This window comes from Ramlibacter sp. Leaf400, assembly GCF_001424545.1.
Classification (GTDB): Bacteria; Pseudomonadota; Gammaproteobacteria; order Burkholderiales; family Burkholderiaceae_C; genus Ramlibacter.
This window is the reverse complement of the sequence record NZ_LMQL01000013.1, coordinates 144,510-161,833: the sequence shown is the minus strand read 5'-3', so window position 1 is coordinate 161,833 and position 17,324 is coordinate 144,510. Positions and strand designations below refer to the sequence as shown.

At 70.5% G+C, this 17,324-nt stretch carries 15 protein-coding genes; 9 read left to right on the top strand and 6 right to left on the bottom strand.

The annotated features are described in order from the left end of the window. Positions 1 to 47 precede the first annotated feature (47 nt). Both ASG30_RS19295 and ASG30_RS19290 read right to left on the bottom strand, forming a co-directional pair. Positions 48 to 1,196: a hypothetical protein gene (locus ASG30_RS19295; RefSeq protein WP_055900700.1), complete on the bottom strand. Its 1,149-nt coding sequence runs from the start codon at positions 1,194 to 1,196 to the stop codon at positions 48 to 50. A gap of 118 nt (positions 1,197 to 1,314) precedes the next feature. Continuing rightward, positions 1,315 to 2,568, bottom strand: coding sequence for a Y-family DNA polymerase (locus tag ASG30_RS19290; RefSeq protein WP_055900697.1), 1,254 nt, complete (start codon positions 2,566 to 2,568; stop codon positions 1,315 to 1,317). A gap of 52 nt (positions 2,569 to 2,620) precedes the next feature. Between ASG30_RS19290 and ASG30_RS19285 the strand changes: the two genes are divergently transcribed. Then, entirely contained in the window at positions 2,621 to 2,968 is a 348-nt protein-coding gene (locus ASG30_RS19285; RefSeq protein ID WP_055900694.1) for a GFA family protein, read from the top strand. A gap of 10 nt (positions 2,969 to 2,978) precedes the next feature. Here the strand turns inward: ASG30_RS19285 and ASG30_RS19280 are convergent, their stop codons facing one another. Beyond that, entirely contained in the window at positions 2,979 to 3,800 is an 822-nt protein-coding gene (locus tag ASG30_RS19280; protein WP_055900691.1) for a 2-keto-4-pentenoate hydratase, read from the bottom strand. 2 nt (positions 3,801 to 3,802) lie between these two features. Further along, positions 3,803 to 4,978 (bottom strand): alpha-hydroxy acid oxidase, encoded by a 1,176-nt coding sequence (locus ASG30_RS19275; protein ID WP_055900688.1) that lies wholly within the window; start codon positions 4,976 to 4,978, stop codon positions 3,803 to 3,805. 266 nt (positions 4,979 to 5,244) lie between these two features. Here ASG30_RS19275 and ASG30_RS19270 point away from each other — a divergent pair, with 266 nt between their 5' ends. Beyond that, positions 5,245 to 6,198, top strand: a complete 954-nt coding sequence (locus ASG30_RS19270; RefSeq protein ID WP_156385625.1) for a hypothetical protein — start codon at positions 5,245 to 5,247, stop codon at positions 6,196 to 6,198. Positions 6,199 to 6,301: 103 nt separating this feature from the next. Here ASG30_RS19270 and argH read toward each other — a convergent pair whose 3' ends face one another. Beyond that, the gene (gene argH, locus ASG30_RS19265; protein WP_055900685.1) at positions 6,302 to 7,693 is read right to left on the bottom strand and encodes an argininosuccinate lyase; all 1,392 of its coding nucleotides are present in this window, start codon (positions 7,691 to 7,693) and stop codon (positions 6,302 to 6,304) included. An 88-nt stretch (positions 7,694 to 7,781) separates the two neighbouring features. Between argH and ASG30_RS19260 the strand changes: the two genes are divergently transcribed. From ASG30_RS19260 to ASG30_RS19245, 4 genes are read left to right on the top strand one after another with little or no spacing between them, the layout of a single operon-like run. Then, positions 7,782 to 8,819 (top strand): sensor histidine kinase, encoded by a 1,038-nt coding sequence (locus ASG30_RS19260; RefSeq protein ID WP_055900683.1) that lies wholly within the window; start codon positions 7,782 to 7,784, stop codon positions 8,817 to 8,819. A 58-nt stretch (positions 8,820 to 8,877) separates the two neighbouring features. Continuing rightward, complete coding sequence (locus tag ASG30_RS19255) at positions 8,878 to 9,621, top strand: LytR/AlgR family response regulator transcription factor (protein ID WP_055900681.1); 744 nt, start codon at positions 8,878 to 8,880, stop codon at positions 9,619 to 9,621. A 37-nt stretch (positions 9,622 to 9,658) separates the two neighbouring features. Then, entirely contained in the window at positions 9,659 to 10,849 is a 1,191-nt protein-coding gene (locus ASG30_RS19250; RefSeq protein ID WP_055900678.1) for an AI-2E family transporter, read from the top strand. 44 nt (positions 10,850 to 10,893) lie between these two features. Beyond that, positions 10,894 to 11,655: a TerC family protein gene (locus ASG30_RS19245; protein WP_055900674.1), complete on the top strand. Its 762-nt coding sequence runs from the start codon at positions 10,894 to 10,896 to the stop codon at positions 11,653 to 11,655. Positions 11,656 to 11,670: 15 nt separating this feature from the next. Here ASG30_RS19245 and ppc read toward each other — a convergent pair whose 3' ends face one another. After that, positions 11,671 to 14,481 carry a phosphoenolpyruvate carboxylase gene (ppc, locus tag ASG30_RS19240; RefSeq protein WP_055900671.1) on the bottom strand — a complete coding sequence of 937 codons (2,811 nt, stop codon included), beginning with the start codon at positions 14,479 to 14,481 and terminating at the stop codon, positions 11,671 to 11,673. Positions 14,482 to 14,564: 83 nt separating this feature from the next. Between ppc and hemC the strand changes: the two genes are divergently transcribed. Genes hemC through ASG30_RS19225 form a run of 3 tightly spaced genes read left to right on the top strand, consistent with a single transcriptional unit; the run spans position 14,565 to position 17,321 of the window. Then, positions 14,565 to 15,467: a hydroxymethylbilane synthase gene (gene hemC / locus ASG30_RS19235; protein WP_235579844.1), complete on the top strand. Its 903-nt coding sequence runs from the start codon at positions 14,565 to 14,567 to the stop codon at positions 15,465 to 15,467. Between the two features lie 10 nt (positions 15,468 to 15,477). Then, the gene (locus tag ASG30_RS19230) at positions 15,478 to 16,245 is read left to right on the top strand and encodes a uroporphyrinogen-III synthase (RefSeq protein ID WP_055900665.1); all 768 of its coding nucleotides are present in this window, start codon (positions 15,478 to 15,480) and stop codon (positions 16,243 to 16,245) included. Next, positions 16,242 to 17,321: a uroporphyrinogen-III C-methyltransferase gene (locus tag ASG30_RS19225; RefSeq protein ID WP_055900662.1), complete on the top strand. Its 1,080-nt coding sequence runs from the start codon at positions 16,242 to 16,244 to the stop codon at positions 17,319 to 17,321. The genes ASG30_RS19230 and ASG30_RS19225 overlap by 4 nt, the downstream gene beginning before the upstream one ends. The last annotated feature ends 3 nt before the right edge of the window (positions 17,322 to 17,324 follow it).

Below are 17,324 nucleotides of genomic sequence, written 5' to 3'. Positions count from 1 at the left end.
AATTTAGGTCGCAGCCCAAGCGCGGTCAAGCGCCTGGCCGCGATTTTTCAGCCCTGGCGCTGGAACAGCGTGAGCCGCTGCTCGGGCGTGGCCTGGGCGCCGTGGCGGGCGCTCATGTGCACCTCGAAACGGGTGCCCGGCGCGTAGCGCTGCGGGCCGAAATTCAGGCTGAAGTTGCCGTTGGCGTCGGCCTGGACCGTCTGCTCGGTGACGGCCTGGGCCACGGCCAGCCGCCCCTGCGCGGCGGGCGCGACGGCATCCACCTTGATCCGCACGTTCGCGCCCGGGGCGGTGCGGCCCTGCAGCACGAACTGGCTGGAATCGATCTGGGCGTTGGGGCCCGGACCCATCACCTGCAGCGTGAGCGGTCCCGCGGGCGCAGTGCCCATCTGCGACTGCGGAGAGGTCGCAGGGGCCGGCAGCGGCGCCGGGGCCGGCAAGGTCCCGGGCGCCGGCGCCTGCGACCGCGCCACGACGGGCAGGGGCGTCGGCAGCGAGGAGGTCACCGTCTGCGTCCCGTGGCGCAGCGTGGCCACCACCGGGCCGGCCGCCACGGCGTCGGCCTTGCGCACCGTGTAGTTGGCGATGTAGCGGCCGGGGCGCTCCTCCTGCATCGGCAGCGGCTTCGCGAGACCCGGCACCTGGATCGTCACCTTCGCCCCGGGCGTGCCCTCCAGCATGAACTTCAATTCGGCGCCCGGCTCCACGCGCTCCACCGGCGCGAGCGCGAAGTGGTTGACCCGCGGTCCCGATGCCTGCGCCGTCCTCGGCGTGTTGGCGTGCAGCATGGCGAACGACGACGGGAAGCTGAAGTTGCTGCTCACGGTGCGGCCGCTGCGCGTGAGCTGCGCGCGGATCAGCGCGGTGGGAACCAGGCCCTTTTCCGACTTGCGCACGGTGTGGCTGCCCGTGTAGAGGCCGGGCTCCGTTTCCGTCAGCGGCAGCGAGACGGTGCTGCCCGTGACCTGCACGCGGGCGACCGACTTGGGCGTGCCGCGCACGACGAACTCCAGGGTCGATCCGGGCGCGAGGCCGGCATCGGCATTGACTTCGAGACCTTCGATCACGGGGGCCGCCGCGGGCCGCGTCTGCGCGTGGGCAGGTGCGACGACGGCGGCGCCGATCGGCAGCAGAGCGGCGGAGAAGGTCAGGAGCAGGGCGGCGGACAGGCGGCCGCGGGGTGTGGTGGGTTTCATGGCATCGGTTGCTGGACCATGGGGATGGTTCCAACGTAGGACGCCCCGGGCGCATGGGCTGTAGGCCCCGCTCCGCGACTGCGGTAGGAAGGCCCGGGAGCCTGCTGACAGGGAAAGTTCAGGCCGGGCCGAACAGGTCCGCGATCGGCTCAGCCGCGCGGTGGGCCGTCGCAGGGGCCGGCGCGGCCGGCGGTGCAGCCGCCGCGTCGCCCTCGCGCGCCAGCTTGCCCACCCGCACGCCCAGCAGCCGCAGCGGCTGCTTCAGCGGCACGCGCTTGAGGCACTGGCCGGCCACCTGGCGGATGGTCCGGGGATCGGCGGTGAACCCTTCGATGGTCTGGTCGCGCGTGGCGATGCGGAAGTCGTCGTAGCGCAGCTTGATGCCGATGGTCTTGCCCACGTAACCCTTGCGCTGCAGGTCGGCCGCGACCTTCTGGCACAGCTCGGTGAAGATGGCGCCGAGTTCGGCGCGGTCGCGCACGGCGTGCAGGTCACGGTCGAACGTGGTTTCGCGGCTCATGGACACGGGCTCGCTCTCGGTGACGACGGGCCGGTCGTCACGGCCCCAGGCGGCGTCGTGCATCCAGGCGCCGGTGGAACGGCCGAAGTTGCCGACCAGCCAGTCCACGTCCTGCGCCGCCATCTCGCCGATGGTGCGGATGTGCAGCCGGTGCAGCTTGGCCTCGGCCTTGGGGCCGATGCCGTTGATCTTGCGCACCGGCAGCGGCCAGATGCGGGTCTGGATGTCGTCCTCGAACACCACCGAGATGCCATTGGGCTTGTCGAACTCGCTGGCCATCTTGGCGATCAGCTTGTTGGGCGCCACGCCGATCGAACAGGTCAGGCCGGTCGCCTCGAAGATCGATTTCTGGATCAGCCGGGCCAGCACCCGGCCGCCTTCGCGCTGGCCGCCCGGCACCTCGGTGAAATCGATGTAGACCTCGTCCACGCCGCGATCCTCCACCAGCGGCGCGATCTCGCGGATCACCGACTTGAAGGTGCGCGAATAGCGCCGCACCTCGTCGAAATCGACCGGCAGCACGATGGCCTGCGGGCACAGCTTGGCCGCCTTCATCATGCCCATGGCCGATCCCACGCCGAACTGGCGGGCCGGGTAGGTGGCGGTGGTGATCACGCCGCGGCCCACGTAGTCCTTCAGCAGCGGAAAGGCCTGGGGCGGCACCTCCGACAGCGGCCGGCCGGCGTAGCGCTCCACGAGCATTTCATCGACCTTGCGCCGGCCACCGCCGATCACCACCGGCAGGCCCTTGAGCTGCGGGTACCGCAGGAGCTCGACGGACGCGAAGAATGCGTCCATGTCCAGGTGGGCGATGCGGCGGCGCGGGGTCACGGTCCGGGATTTTCGCTCCATGGCCGCGCAGGTCGCCGCAGAATCACCCTCCAGGCTTTCCGAAGGAGGCGCCATGAAATACCGGGGCAGCTGCCATTGCGGCAAGGTCGCGTTCGAGGTCGAAGGCGACATCGACAGCGGCATGGCGTGCAACTGTTCGATGTGCCAGCGCAAGGGCTCGCTGCTGTGGTTCACCGGGCGCGATGCCTTCACCCTGCTCACCCCGGAGGCCGACGCGGCCACCTACCTGTTCAACAAGCACGCGATCCGGCACCGATTCTGCCCCGCCTGCGGCATCCACCCCTTCGCCGAGGCCAAGGATCCCCAGGGCCGGGACACGGTGGCGGTCAACATCCGCTGCATCGAAGGCATCGACCTGGACAAGGTGCCGGTCAAGCACTTCGACGGGCGGGCCCGCTGAACGACGACGCTCAGGGCGTGAAGCGGACTTCCACCGGGCCGAGCGCGATGCCGGCCGGCCGGGCCCGCCACGACTGCCCCGCCTGCACGGGGTAGGCCGCGGTCACCGTGCCGGTGGTGACCACCTCGCCCGGTTGCAACTGCACGTCCTCGTCCTGGCCCGCCAGCACCGCCACCAGGTGCGCCAGCGCCGCCAGCGGGCTGCCCAGCACGTTGCTGCCGCGCCCGACCTCCACCTCCTGGCCATCACGGGACAGCGAGACCGTCAGGCCGGCCAGTTGCGCGGCGGGGTCGTCGCCCAGCGCGGCCAGCGGCTGCGGCTTGCCGAGCACCAGGCGCCCGTGCAGGCCGCCGTCGGCGATGGTGTCGGCGGCCTGGAACTTCCAGCCGGGGAAGTGCGACTGCACGATCTCGAAGGCCGGCGCCACCCACTCGATGCAGGCCAGCAGCGCGGCCACGTCGGCGCCGGCGGGTGGTGTGGCACCCAGGCCGAAGGCGATCTCCGGCTCGATCCGGGGCTCGGCCAGGCCGCGCAGGCTCACGTCCACGGGCGCCGCATCGCCGCGGATGAGCGTGTGCTCGTACACCCAGCCCCAGATCGGGTGGTGCACCTCGTACTCGGGCCAGATGTTGGCGTTGGTGAAGCCGATCTTGCGGCCGCGCGGCACGGCGCCGGCCGCAACGCGCGCCCGGTGCACGCGGGCCGCGACCGCGTAGCCTTCCTCGAGGCCGAAGCCGGGCTCGCGGGCCGTCACCGGCGCGAGCTGGCGCGCCTGGTCCTGGGCCGCCTGCAGTTCGGCGGCGATCACGTCGAGACCCCGGGCGGCCGGCATGTTCACATCCCCGCGGCGCGGCCGGTGGGGTAGCTGCCCGGCAGCAGGATGCCCTTGTCGACGCTGTTGATGTCGGTGCGTCCGCAGAAGGCCATCGACAGGTCCAGCTCGTTGCGGATGATCTCCAGCGCCCGCGTCACGCCCGCCTCGCCCATGGCGCCCAGGCCGTACAGCATGGCGCGGCCGATGTAGGTGCCCTTGGCGCCCAGCGCCACCGCCTTGAGCACGTGCTGGCCGGAGCGGATGCCGCCGTCCATGTGCACCTCGATGCGGCGGCCCACCTCCTGCGCGATCTCCGGCAGGGCGGAGATGGAGGAGGGCGCGCCATCGAGCTGGCGGCCGCCGTGGTTGGACACGATCAGCGCGTCGGCGCCGGAGTCCACCGCCAGCCGCGCGTCCTCGATGTCCTGGACGCCCTTGAGGATCAGCTTGCCGCCCCAGCGCTTCTTGATCCATTCGACGTCGGCCCAGGACAGGCGCGGGTCGAACTGCTTGGCCGTCCACTCGGACAGCGAGCCCATGTTCTCGACGCCCTTGACGTGGCCGACGATGTTGCCGAACTGCCGGCGCTGCGTGCCCAGCATGCCCATGCACCAGCGCGGCTTGGTGGCCATGTTGATCAGGTTGGGCAGGGTGAGCTTCGGGGGCGCCGACAGGCCGTTCTTCAGGTCCTTGTGGCGCTGGCCGATGATCTGCAGGTCCAGCGTGAGGACCAGCGCGGAGCAGTTCGCGGCCTTGGCCCGGTCGATCAGCCGCTCGATGAAGTCGCGGTCGCGCATCACGTACAGCTGGAACCAGAACGGATGGTTGTCCGTCTCCTTGGCCACGTCCTCGATCGAGCAGATGCTCATGGTCGACAGCGTGAACGGGATGCCGAACTTCCTGGCCGCGCGCGCCGCCAGGATCTCGCCGTCGGCGTGCTGCATGCCCGTCAGCCCGGTGGGCGCGATCGCCACCGGCATGGCCACCGGCTGGCCGACCATGGTGGTGCGCGTGCTGCGGCCTTCCATGTTCACCGCCACCCGCTGGCGGAACAGGATGCGGTTGAAGTCGTCCTCGTTGGCGCGGTAGGTGCTCTCGGTCCAGGAACCGGAGTCCGCGTAGTCGTAGAACATGCGCGGCACGCGGCGTTGCGCGAGCACGCGCAGGTCTTCGATGTTGGTGATCACGGGGGGCATGTGTCGTTCTCCTCGGCAGGCCGAATCCTAAGTCGAGGGATACCGGGTGCCGTGAAAGTTCTTGGATAGCTGCGAAATTTTTGTCAGCGCCGCGTTCGCATCGCGGGCCGGCGCACGCGCTTGAGCTGGATCACGGCTGAAGGCAATGCGGCGCAGGCGACGGGGCGCAGGAGTGTTTGGCCGACCTTAGGCACTGACACCGCTGCTGCCCGCGCCGAATCATCGTGCGCCCCACGTTGGGGCAGTCCTCATCCGGAACCATTGACATGAACAGAAACCATCGAGTGCGCCTGGCAGCGCTGGTCTGCACCTTCCTCTGCGTCGCTATCGCGGCGTGTGGCGGCGGAGGCGGCGAAGAGCCTGCCGCCGCTCCACCGCCCATCGAACCCCCTCCCGCTCCTCCGCCGCCACCTGCAACCACCGCGTACCTTGTCCTCAGTAGCCGGATCGATCTGTGCCAGATCGGAAGCGATGGCGTGCTTTCCACTTGCACAGATGCCGGGATTGCCGGATTTGACGCCATGGGTGCGATGGCAGTGGCAGGTTCACATGCCTACATAGCCAACTTCGCCAGCACGCCCGCGATCATCCACTGCAGCATCGGCCCGAGCGGAATGTTGTCCGGATGTGGCGACACGGGTCTCAATGGCCTCGAGGACCCTGAAGGGCTCACTGCGCACGGGTCGACCCTCTACATCGGCGACTCGTCGTCTCCCCGCGTTCGCAAGTGCCACATCCGTGACGATGGCGCACTGGATGCGTGCTCCAGTGCGGGCCTTCCGGATTCTTTTGGACTGGCGGCTGAAGATATCCGGGTGGTGGACTCGACGGCCTACATCCTGCACCTCGACGAGGAGCAGGTTTCGAAGTGCCTGGTTGGCACTGATGGGGGCTTCTCAGGCTGTACCAGCGCCGGCGCCAGCGGGCTTTCCACTCCCTTTGGTTTTGCGATTACAGGCAAACACATGTACATCGCCAACTGGTCGAACAACAACATCCAGCGCTGCACCATGGATACCGACGGCTCGCTCGCGGATTGCATGGATGCTGCTGCGGACCGATTCAGTTCTCCCACCCAGATTGCAGTACGTGGATCTAGCGTCTACGTTACCAGCAGCGCTGGCGGCGTCACCCATTGCACGCGAACGAGCGAAGGATTGCTGACTGCGTGCAGATTGAGCGCGGCTGCCGAGCCCATCTACAACATCGTGCTCAGGTGATTTCTGGTCGATCGGCCTGCGCCGCGCAGGTCGGACAAAACCTGCGTTTCTAGCGCTGAAAAACAGAAGCCCGCGACTGGCGGGCTTTTTTTTGCCGGGTCCGTCAGCCCAGCCGCTGCCGGTGCCGCGCGATCTGCGCCCGCACCTGCACCGGCGCCGTGCCGCCCTGGACCTTGCGCGCGTCCAGCGAGCCGCGCAGCGACAGCACGTCGAACACGTCCGCCTCGATGGAGGAATGGAAGCCCTGCAGCGTGGCCAGGGGGAGCTCCGAGACGTCGACGCCCTGCTGCTGCGCCGCCTTGACCGCGTGGGCCACGATCTCATGGGCGTCGCGGAAGGGCAGGCCTTTCTTCACCAGGTAGTCGGCCAGGTCGGTGGCGGTGGCGAACCCCTTGCGGGCGGCCTGCTCCATCGCCTGCGGGTTCACCGTGATGCCACCCATCATCTCCACGAAGATGCGCAGCGTGTCCTTGAGCGTGTCGACGGTGTCGAACAGGGGCTCCTTGTCTTCCTGGTTGTCCTTGTTGTAGGCCAGGGGCTGGCCCTTCATCAGCGTGATCAGCGCCACCAGGTGGCCGGCCACGCGCCCGGTCTTGCCGCGCGCGAGTTCGGGCACGTCCGGATTCTTCTTCTGCGGCATGATCGACGAGCCGGTGGTGAAGCGGTCGGCGATGCGGATGAAGCTGAAGTTCTGGCTCATCCACAGCACCAGCTCCTCGGACAGCCGGCTGATGTGCACCATGGCCAGGGTGGCGGCGGCGGTGAACTCGATGGCGAAGTCGCGGTCGCTCACCGCGTCCAGCGAGTTCTCGCACACGCCGTCCATGGCCAGCGCCCTGGCGACGGCCTGCCGGTCCAGCGGGTAGCTGGTGCCGGCCAGCGCCGCGGCGCCCAGGGGCAGGCGGTTGACGCGCTTGCGCACGTCGGCCATGCGCTCGGCGTCGCGCGAGAACATCTCCACATACGCCAGCATGTGGTGGCCGAAGCTCACGGGCTGCGCCACCTGCAGGTGGGTGAAGCCGGGCAGGATCACCTCGGCGTTCTTCTCCGCCAGGGCCAGCAGCGCCTTCTGCAGTTCCTCCAGCAGGCCGGCGATCAGGTCGATCTCCTCGCGCAGCCACAGGCGCACGTCGGTGGCGACCTGGTCGTTGCGGCTGCGCCCGGTGTGCAGGCGCTTGCCGGCGTCGCCCACCAGCTGGGTGAGCCGCGCCTCGATGTTCAGGTGCACGTCCTCCAGGTCCAGCTTCCATTCGAAGGCGCCGGCCTCGATCTCCTGCTGGATCTGCGCCATGCCGCGGCGGATGTCCGCCAGGTCCTGGGCGGAGACGATGCCCTGCGCGGCGAGCATGGCGGCATGGGCGAGCGAGCCCTCGATGTCGGCGCGCCACAGGCGCTGGTCGAAGCCGACGCTGGCCGTATAGCGCTTGACCAGGTCGCTCATGGGCTCGGAGAAAAGGGCGGACCAGGCCTGGGACTTGTGATCGAGTTGAGACATGAAGGGGGCCGGGCGGGGGTGGGGAGGGGGCGCACGGATGGACCTGCGCGACGATTCACCAATAATTTGGGACTATTGCCCATTCACGATGAACGATTCCCAAATTTTATCGGCCTTCGCGGACCTGCCCGAACAAAGGCGGGCCAAGGCGCGTCGCCAGGTGCTGCTGTTCGATGCCTGCCAGGTCGGCGTGGTGCTGCGGGCGGTCCTGTTCGTCGAGGCCGTGGTCGGGGTGGGGGCCATGTTCGGCGCCACCGGCGCCTGGGACTGGCTGATGCGCCTGGGCGTCCTGAGCGGCGCCGCGCTCCCGGCCACCCTGGCCTGGCTGATCGTGGGCTGCAGCCTGAAAAGGCTGCTGGCGCGCCTGCCGGCCTGGGTGCAGCACGTCTTCGGCATCGCTCTGGGCGCGCTGGCCGGCCTCTACGGCTGCTGGCAGGTGGCGATGGTGTCGCTGCCCGGCCCGGTACCCTGGGTCGCCTCGGCCTTCCTGGGCGCGCTGATGGCCGCCGCCCTGATGGTGGCGCTGGTGCTGCGCCTGAAGGGCCGGATGCCGGCGCAGACGGCGGCCCGCCTGTCGGAGCTGCAGGCGCGAATCCAGCCGCATTTCCTGTTCAACACCCTGAACAGCGCCATCGCCCTGGTCCGCGAGGACCCGGCGCGCGCCGAGACCATCCTGGAAGACCTGAGCGACCTGTTCCGCCACGCGCTCACCGAGCAGGGCGAGTCGACCACCCTCGCGGAGGAGGTCAAGCTGGCGCGCCGCTACCTGGCCATCGAGGAGGTGCGCTTCGGCGAGCGCCTGCGGGTCGAATGGTCGATCGATCCGCAGGCCGGCAAGGCCAAGGTGCCGCCCCTGTTCCTGCAGCCGCTGGTGGAGAACGCGGTCAAGCACGGGGTGGAGCCCAGCGCCAGCGGCGCCGAAGTCAAGATCAGCACCCAGTGCCGCGCCGGCAGCGTGGTCATCAAGGTCACCAACACCGTGCCGGCGGGCCAGGGCCGGCCGGGCCACGGCGTCGCGCAGGACAACGTGCGCGACCGCCTGCGCCTGCTGCACGACGTGGAAGCGCAATTCCGCACCGTCCTGAAGGACGGCATCTACCAGGTCAGGATGGAGGTACCGGGATGAGACTCGCACTGCTGCCCAAGAGGGCCCGCACTTCGGCGCCCGACGCGGGGGCTCCCCGATGACGGAGGGCCTGCGGGTCCTGGTGGTGGACGACGAATCCCTCGCGCGCTCGCGGCTGCGTACGCTGCTGGGCGACTGCCGGTCACCGGCAGCCGTGGTCGCGGGCGAGGCGGCCAACGCGACCGAGGCGATGGAGGCGCTGCGGCGCGGCGACTTCGACGCGGTGCTGCTGGACGTGCGCATGCCCGGCGCGGATGGGCTGGCCCTGGCGCAGGCGCTGCGCGGGACCGCGTACGAACCGGCCATCGTGTTCGTCACCGCCCATTCGGAGCACGCCGTCGCGGCCTTCGACCTGGAGGCGGTCGACTACCTGACCAAGCCGGTGCGGCTGGACCGCCTGCAGCTGGCGCTGCAGAAGGTCGAGCGGGTCCTCGCCGCGCGCCGCGCGACCACCCACGACGCCCAGCAGACGCTGGTGATCCAGGACCGGGGTAGGACGGAGCGCGTTCCGCTGTCGGAGGTTCTCTATTTCAAGGCCGAACTGAAGTACATCACCGTCCGCACGGCAGGCAGGAGCTATATTCTTGACGCATCGCTCAGCGATCTCGAGGAGCGCCACGCACCGCAGTTCATGCGCATCCACCGCAACGCGTTGGTGGCGCGGCGCGCGGTGAGGGCCCTGGAGAAACACGACGACCCCGAAGAGGGCGAAGTCTGGGCGGTGCGGCTCAACGGCATCGATGAGCTGCTGGCCGTGTCGCGGCGGCAGCTCACGGCGGTGCGGGAGGCGCTGACGCGGTAAGGAGGGGTGGGGGACTCGAAACTCGAGAAACGTCCCCATGAACGAAGAGCAGCAGGTCGAAACGGTTCTCGACGAGGTCCCGTCCCGCGAGGAGATCGACCCCAAGGCACCGCCCCACGTGGTGCTGCACGGCACCGCCGACGTGCGCAATCTCGCGCTGGTCGTCCTGGCCACCATCGCTGTCCTCGCGGTGCTGCGCTGGGGCAGCGCGTTCTTCATCCCGCTGATGCTCGGCTTCGTCTTCTACTACGCGCTCTCGCCCGTGGTGGAGGCGATGGCGAGGCTGCGCATCCCGCGGTCTCTCGGTGCGGGGGTGCTGATCCTGGGCATCCTCTTCGGCAGCGGAGCCGCCCTCTGGTCCCTGGCGGACGATGCCAACGAGCTCATCGAGTCGCTGCCCCTGGCCGCGCAGCGGCTGGCGGCCAAGGTGCAGCAGCGCGTGGGCGGCAGCAGGACCCCGCTGGAGCCGGTGCAGAAGGCCGCCGCCGAACTGGAGAAGGCCGCCGATGCCGCGAACAGCAACGGCCAGGCCCCCCGCACCCCGCGCGGCGTGCAGCGGGTGGTGGTGGAGAAGCCCCGCTTCGACATCCGCGACCACCTCTGGTCGGGCACCGTCGGCCTGGTCAGCCTCGTGGGCCAGATCGTCCTGGTGACCTTCCTGACGTACTTCCTGCTGCTGTCCGGCGACACCTTCCGCCGCAAGCTGGTGAAGATCACCGGGCCCGGGCTGACCGAGAAGAAGCTGACGGTGCAGGCGCTGGACGAGATCAACGTGCAGATCCAGCGCTACCTGCTGGTGCAGCTGCTGGCCAGCGTGGGCGTGGGGCTGGCCACCGGCCTGGTGTTCGCCTTCCTGGGCCTGAAGCACGCGGCCGTGTGGGGCGTGGCCGCGGGCATCCTGAACCTCGTGCCGTACATCGGGTCCATCCTCGTCACCCTGGCGGCCGGCGTGGTGGCTTTCATGCAGACGGGCGAGGCCGACATGCCGCTGCTGGTGGCGGGCAGCTCGCTGCTGATCAACACCATCGAGGGCTACCTGCTGGTGCCCTGGCTCACGAGCAAGGCCAGCCGGATGAACGCCGTGTCGGTCTTCGTCGGCGTCCTGTTCTGGGGCTGGCTGTGGGGCGTGTGGGGCCTGCTGCTGGGCATCCCCATCATGATGGTGATCAAGGCGGTGTGCGACCGCGTGGACCACCTCAAGCCGGTGGGTGAACTGCTCGGGACCTGAGCGCCGGCGAAGGCGAAGAAACCAAGAAAGCGGGGTACGAAGAAATGATGGAACTGCTCACCGATCCGCAGGCCTGGATCGCGTTGCTCACCCTGACCGCCCTGGAACTCGTGCTGGGGATCGACAACATCGTCTTCATCTCGATCCTGGTGGACAAGCTGCCGCCGGAGCGCCGCGAGACGGCGCGGCGGCTAGGGCTGTTCATGGCCATGTTCATGCGGGTCGGCCTGCTGCTGGTCCTGGCCTGGATCATCGGCCTGACGGCGCCCCTGTTCACCATTCCACTGGTCGGCCAGGAGGTCTCCGGCCGCGACCTGATCCTGATCGCCGGCGGGCTGTTCCTGATCTGGAAGAGCACCGGCGAGATCCACGCCTCGCTGTCCGGCGAGGAGGAGCACGCCAGCGCCAAGGCCCATTCGACCTTCGGGGCCGTCATCGTCCAGATCATGCTGGTCGACGTGGTGTTCTCGCTCGACTCCATCATCACGGCCGTGGGCATGGTCGACGAGCTGGCGGTGATGATCGCCGCGGTGGTCCTGTCGGTCGGGATGATGATGCTGTTCGCCGGGGCGATCGGCCGGTTCGTCTCGGCGCACCCGACCATCAAGATGCTGGCCCTGTCCTTCCTGATCATGGTGGGCATGGTGCTGGTGGCCGACGGCTTCGAGTTCCACGTGCCCAAGGGCTACGTCTACTTCGCGATGGCCTTCTCGGTGGCGGTGGAGATGCTAAACCTGCGGCTGCGCCGCCGGGCCACGGTGCCGCTGTCCGCCAACCGCGAGGAGTACCAGCGCCACGCCCGCTGAGGGCGCGGCGCGGCGTCAACCGGTGTTGCGCAGCCCCGCCGCGATGCCGTTGATCGAGATGTGGATGCCGCGCTGCACCCGGTCGTCGGACTGGCCGGCGCGGTAGCGGCGCACCAGTTCCACCTGCAGGTGGTGCAGCGGATCGATGTACGGGAAGCGGTGGCGGATCGACCGCTGCAGCGCGGGGTTGCCGGCCAGCCGCTGGCGCTCGCCCGTCACCAGAGCCAGTGCGTCCACCGTGCGGTGCCACTCGGCCTCGATGGCCGTGAAGATGCGCTTGCGCAGCCGCGCGTCCGCCACCAGGCCCGAATAGCGCGAGGCCAGCGCCAGGTCGCTCTTGGCCAGCACCATGTCCATGTTGGACAGCAGCGCGCGGAAGAACGGCCACTGGCGGTACATCTTCTGCAGCAGCGCCAGCGCCTCCTTGCGCGGCAGCCGGGGGTCGTCGTGCAGGAAGGCCTGCACCGCGGCGCCGAAGCCGAACCACCCGGGCAGCGTGAGCCGGCACTGGCCCCAGCTGAAGCTCCAGGGGATGGCGCGCAGGTCCTCGATGCGCTGGCTGGGCTTGCGCGAGGCCGGCCGCGAGCCGATGTTCAGCTCGGCGATCTCGCGGATGGGCGTGGCGCCGAAGAAGTAGTCGGTGAAGCCGGGCGTCTCGTACACCAGCGCGCGGTAGGCCTTCATGCTGGCGGCCGACAGCTTCTCGGCCGCGTCCAGGAAGGCCTTGGGCGCGGGCTTGGTGGGCTGCAGCAGCGTGGCCTCCAGCGTGGCCGCCACCAGCGTCTCCAGGTTGCGCCGCCCGATCTCGGGGTTGGCGTACTTGGAGCCGATCACCTCGCCCTGTTCGGTCAGGCGGATCTGCCCGCGCACCGTGCCGGGCGGCTGCGCCAGGATGGCCTGGTAGCTGGGGCCGCCGCCGCGCCCGACGGTGCCGCCGCGGCCATGGAACATGCGCAGCTGGATGCGGTGGGTGGCGTCGAGCTCGTCGAACAGGTCCACCAGCGCGATCTCGGCGCGGTACAGCTCCCAGTTGCTGGTGAAGATGCCGCCGTCCTTGTTGCTGTCGCTGTAGCCCAGCATCACATCCTGCTCGGCGCCCGAGCGCTGCACCATGCGCGCCACGCCCGGCAGCGCGTAGAACTCGCGCAGGATGGGCGCGGCCTGGCGCAGGTCCTCGATGGTCTCGAACAGCGGCACCACGATCAGGTCGGCGAGGGCCGCGTCGTCCAGCGTGCCGCGCAGCAGGCCCACCTCCTTCTGCAGCAGCAGCACCTCCAGCAGGTCGCTGACCGCTTCGGTGTGGCTGATGATGTAGTGGCGGATGGCGTCGCGGCCGTACACGGCGCGCATGCGCAGCGCCGCCTCGAAGATGGCCAGCTCGCCCTGCGCGTGCTCGGAGTAGGCGCCGCCCATCACCCGCAGCGGCCGCGCGTCGCACAGCAGCCGCATCAGGAGTTCGCGCCGGGCGGCCTCGGGCAGCTTGGCGTAGTCGCGCTCGATCCGCGCCACCGACAGCAGCTCGGCGACCACCGCCTCGTGCTGGTCGGAACTCTGGCGCAGGTCCATGGTGGCCAGGTGGAAGCCGAACACCTCGACCGCCCGGATGAGGGGCTGCAGCCGGTGCGCCACCAGCGCGCCCGAATGGCCGGCCCGCAGCGCGGCGCGGATGGTGCACAGGTCGGCGTGGAACTCCTCCGCCTTCCGGTAGGGGTTCTGCGGGGGCAGCAGGTGACGCGCCGCGTCGCCGCCGGTGAGCGCCTTGAGCGTGGCGGCCAGGCGCGAGTACATCGCGGCCAGTGCGCGCCGGTAGGGTTCGTCCTCGCGGTGCTCGTTGTGGTCGGGCGAACTCTCGGCCAGCGCGCGCATCTCCGGCGTCACGTCCACCAGCATCGCGGAGATCGACAGCTCGCGCCCGAGGAAGTGCACCTCGGTCAGGTAGTGGCGCAGCGCCACCTCGCACTGGCGGCGCAGCGCCTGCTCCAGCGTCTGCGCGCTCACGTTCGGGTTGCCGTCGCGGTCGCCGCCGATCCACATGCCCATGCGCAGGAAGCTGGCCACCGGCTGCGAGCCCAGCTCGCGTTCGAGGTCGGCGTAGATGCGCGGGATCTCGCGCAGGAACGTCGCCTCGTAGTAGGACAGCGCGTTCTCGATCTCGTCGGTCACCGTCAGCTTGGAAAAGCGCAGCAGGCGCGTCTGCCACAGCTGCATCACGCGGGCGCGGATCTGCGCGTCGTTGGCCGCCAGCTCGCGCGGAGCGAGCGCGTCCTTGGGCTGCGCGCGCGACTTGATCTCGTCGCGCTCGGCCAGGAGCTGCGCGATCTCGCGCTCGGCGTCCAGGATGCTCTTGCGCTGCACCTCGGTCGGGTGCGCCGTCAGCACCGGCGACACGTAGCTGCCCGCCAGCATCTGCGAGATGGCGCGCGGCGCGATGCCGGCCCAGCGCAGGCGGGCCAGCGCCACCTCGATGCTGCCCTCCTGGGTGTCGCCGGCGCGCTCGTGCACCGCGCGGCGGCGGATGTGGTGCCGGTCCTCGGCCAGGTTGGCCAGGTGGCTGAAGTAGGTGAAGGCGCGGATCACGCTGACGGCCTGGTCGCCGCTGAGCGTCTTGAGCAGCGACTTGAGCGCCTGGTCGGCCTCGTGGTCGGCGTCGCGGCGGAAAGCCACCGACAGCTTGCGGATGCGCTCGACCAGATCGAAGGCGGCCACGCCCTCCTGCTCGCGGATCACGTCGCCGAGGATGCGCCCCAGCAGCCGGATGTCCTCCACCAGGGGACGCTCGTTGTCGCGTGCGCGCCGGGCCGGCGTGGCGGGCGTCGATGGGGCCATGGTGATCTCCGCGCTGCTGAAAATTTGGGCAGCGCGGATGCTAGCATCCACCCCTTCCGCAGGATGACATACAGGTTACGTTCGTGAGCCGCTTCACCATCGCCACCCGTGAGAGCCGGCTTGCGCTCTGGCAGGCCGAGCACGTCAAGGCGCTGCTCGAGCAGCACGGCCACCAGGTTTCGCTGCTGGGCATGACCACCAAGGGCGACCAGATCCTGGACCGCAGCCTCAGCAAGGTCGGCGGCAAGGGCCTGTTCGTCAAGGAACTGGAGAACGCCCTCGAGGAAGGCCGCGCCGACCTGGCCGTGCACTCGCTCAAGGACGTGCCCATGGACCTGCCGCCGGGCTTCGAGCTGGCCTGCGTGATGGAGCGCGAGGACCCGCGCGACGCCTTCGTCTCGCCGAAATTCGACAGCGTGGAAGCGCTGCCGCCCAACGCCGTGGTGGGCACGTCCAGCCTGCGCCGGGTGGTCCTGCTGCGTTCGCTGCGCCCCGACCTGCGGATCGAACCGCTGCGCGGCAACCTCGACACGCGCCTGCGCAAGCTCGACGAGGGCGGCTACGACGCCATCGTGCTGGCCGCCGCCGGGCTCAAGCGCCTGGGCCTGGAGCAGCGCATCCGTCGCGTGTTCGAACCCGTCCAGATGCTGCCCGCGGCCGGGCAGGGCGCGCTCGGCATCGAGGTGCGGGCCGGCCGGCCCGACGTGGTGCAGGCGCTCGCCCCGCTGGTGCACCAGACCACCTGGATGGCGGTCGCGGCCGAGCGCGCCGTGAGCCGCGCGCTGGGCGGCAGCTGCTCGATGCCGCTGGCCGCGCACGCCACGCTGCAGGGCGAGGTGCTGCAGCTGCACGCCGCCTGGGGCGATCCGGACCAGCCGGGCCAGCTCGTGCGGGCCCAGGTGAGCGGGACCGTGGGCAGCCTGGAGGAAGCGGGCGCGCTCGGCACCGCCGCGGCGGCCCGCCTGCGCGCCGGCGGCGCGCACTGAAGGGCGCGCGGTGCGCGTGGTGCTGACCCGCCCCCGGCACGAGGCCGGGCGCTGGGCGCAGGCCCTGCAGGCGCACGGCCATGAGGTCGTGCTGCTCCCGCTCATCGACATCGGCCCCGCGCCCGACCTGCAGGCGCTGCGGCGCGCCGCGCAGGGGCTGTCGGATTTCGACGCCGCCATGTTCGTCAGCGGCAGCGCGGTGCAGGGGTTCTTTCGCGACGCGATGCACTCGGCGGCCTGGCCGGCCGGAACGCGGGCCTGGTGCACCGGTCCCGGCACCGCGCAGGCGTTGCTCGCCGCGGGCGTCCCGGCCGACCGGATCGACGCACCGCCGGCCGACGCCGCGCAGTTTGATTCCGAAGCCCTGTGGGCGCGCGTGGCGGCGCAGGCCCGGCCCGGCGCGCGCGTGCTGCTGGTGCGCGGCGCGGGCGCCGACGGGCAGCCGGCCGGCCGCGACTGGCTGGCCTCGCGGCTGCAGGCCGCCGGCGCGGCGGTCGACACGGTGGCCTCGTACAGCCGGCACGCGCCTGTGTGGGGCGAGGTGGAGCGGGCGGCCGCATCGGCGGCGGCGGACGATGGTTCGGCCTGGCTGTTCAGCAGCTCCGAAGCCATCGCCAACCTGGGCGAGTTGCTGCCCGATCGCCCCTGGTCGCGGGCCCGCGCCATCGCCACCCACGAGCGCATCGCGCGGGCCGCGCGGGACGCCGGTTTCGGTGTTGTTTGCCTGTCACGACCGGCCGAGGCGGCCGTGGTCGCCACCCTAGAATCTTTCGGATGAGTGCCGAGACCGAACGCGAGTCCCCCGCCGCACCGACCGTCCCCGCCCTGGATCCCCTGCCCGCCGCGGCCAGCGCCGACGGCGGCAGCCCCCGGCTGCGCCGGCTGGCGTTCGGCGTGCTGCTGGGCGTGGCCGTGCTCGCGCTCGGCTCCAGCGTGCTGCTCTGGCAGAAGCTCTCCACCATCCAGGAGCAGCTGGCGCGCCAGAGCGCCGACGCCGGCAGCAACGCGGTCGAGGCCCGCGCGCTGGCGCGGCAGGCGCAAGACCTGGCGCGCGACATCGCCGCCCGCCAGGCGGTGCAGGACACGCGCCTGAACGAGGTGGCGCTGCAGCGCACCCAGCTCGAGGAGCTGATGCAGAGCCTCTCGCGCTCGCGCGACGAGAACCTGGTGGTGGACATCGAATCCGGCCTGCGCCTGGCCCAGCAGCAGGCCCAGCTGACGCTGAGCGCCGAGCCGCTGCTGGCCGCGCTGCGCACCGCCGACCAGCGCCTGGCGCGCGCCGGCGAGCCGCGCCTGGCGCGAATCCGCACCGCGATCACGCGCGACATCGACCGCATCAAGTCGGCGGCCGTCGCCGACGTGCCCGGCATCCTCCTGCGGCTGGACGAGGCCGCGCGCCAGATCGACGACCTGCCCCTGGCCAACTCGGTGGGCCCCGGCGCCTCGCGCACGGCGCCCAAGGCGGAGCCGCCCGCCTCCCCGACCTCGGCCCGCTGGTGGCAGCAACTGCTGGTGGCCGTGCGCGAGGAAGCGCGCTCGCTGGTGCGCGTCAGCCGCGTCGAGCAGCCGGAGGCGGCGCTGCTCGCGCCCGAGCAGGGCTTCTTCCTGCGCGAGAACCTCAAGCTCAAGCTGATGAACGCACGGCTGGCGCTGATCTCGCGCCAGATCGAGGCGGCCCGCGCCGACGTGGTGGCGGCGCAGGCGGCGCTGAACAAGTACTTCGATCCGTCCGCGCGGCGCAGCCAGGCGCTGGCCGCGTCGCTGCAGCAGATGCAGGCGCAGCTGCAGGTGGTGGACGTGCCCCGAATCGACGAGACGCTGGCCACGCTGGCCACCGCCGCGGCGGGCCGGTAGCCG

Bases quoted from the DNA above. Each gene is read 5' to 3' on its own strand.
- ASG30_RS19295 (WP_055900700.1), bottom strand. From the start codon at position 1,196: ATGAAACCCACCACACCCCGCGGCCGCCTGTCCGCCGCCCTGCTCCTG.
- ASG30_RS19290 (WP_055900697.1), bottom strand. From the start codon at position 2,568: ATGGAGCGAAAATCCCGGACCGTGACCCCGCGCCGCCGCATCGCCCAC.
- ASG30_RS19285 (WP_055900694.1), top strand. From the start codon at position 2,621: ATGAAATACCGGGGCAGCTGCCATTGCGGCAAGGTCGCGTTCGAGGTC.
- ASG30_RS19280 (WP_055900691.1), bottom strand. From the start codon at position 3,800: ATGCCGGCCGCCCGGGGTCTCGACGTGATCGCCGCCGAACTGCAGGCG.
- ASG30_RS19275 (WP_055900688.1), bottom strand. From the start codon at position 4,978: ATGCCCCCCGTGATCACCAACATCGAAGACCTGCGCGTGCTCGCGCAA.
- ASG30_RS19270 (WP_156385625.1), top strand. From the start codon at position 5,245: ATGAACAGAAACCATCGAGTGCGCCTGGCAGCGCTGGTCTGCACCTTC.
- argH (WP_055900685.1), bottom strand. From the start codon at position 7,693: ATGTCTCAACTCGATCACAAGTCCCAGGCCTGGTCCGCCCTTTTCTCC.
- ASG30_RS19260 (WP_055900683.1), top strand. From the start codon at position 7,782: ATGAACGATTCCCAAATTTTATCGGCCTTCGCGGACCTGCCCGAACAA.
- ASG30_RS19255 (WP_055900681.1), top strand. From the start codon at position 8,878: ATGACGGAGGGCCTGCGGGTCCTGGTGGTGGACGACGAATCCCTCGCG.
- ASG30_RS19250 (WP_055900678.1), top strand. From the start codon at position 9,659: ATGAACGAAGAGCAGCAGGTCGAAACGGTTCTCGACGAGGTCCCGTCC.
- ASG30_RS19245 (WP_055900674.1), top strand. From the start codon at position 10,894: ATGATGGAACTGCTCACCGATCCGCAGGCCTGGATCGCGTTGCTCACC.
- ppc (WP_055900671.1), bottom strand. From the start codon at position 14,481: ATGGCCCCATCGACGCCCGCCACGCCGGCCCGGCGCGCACGCGACAAC.
- ASG30_RS19225 (WP_055900662.1), top strand. From the start codon at position 16,242: ATGAGTGCCGAGACCGAACGCGAGTCCCCCGCCGCACCGACCGTCCCC.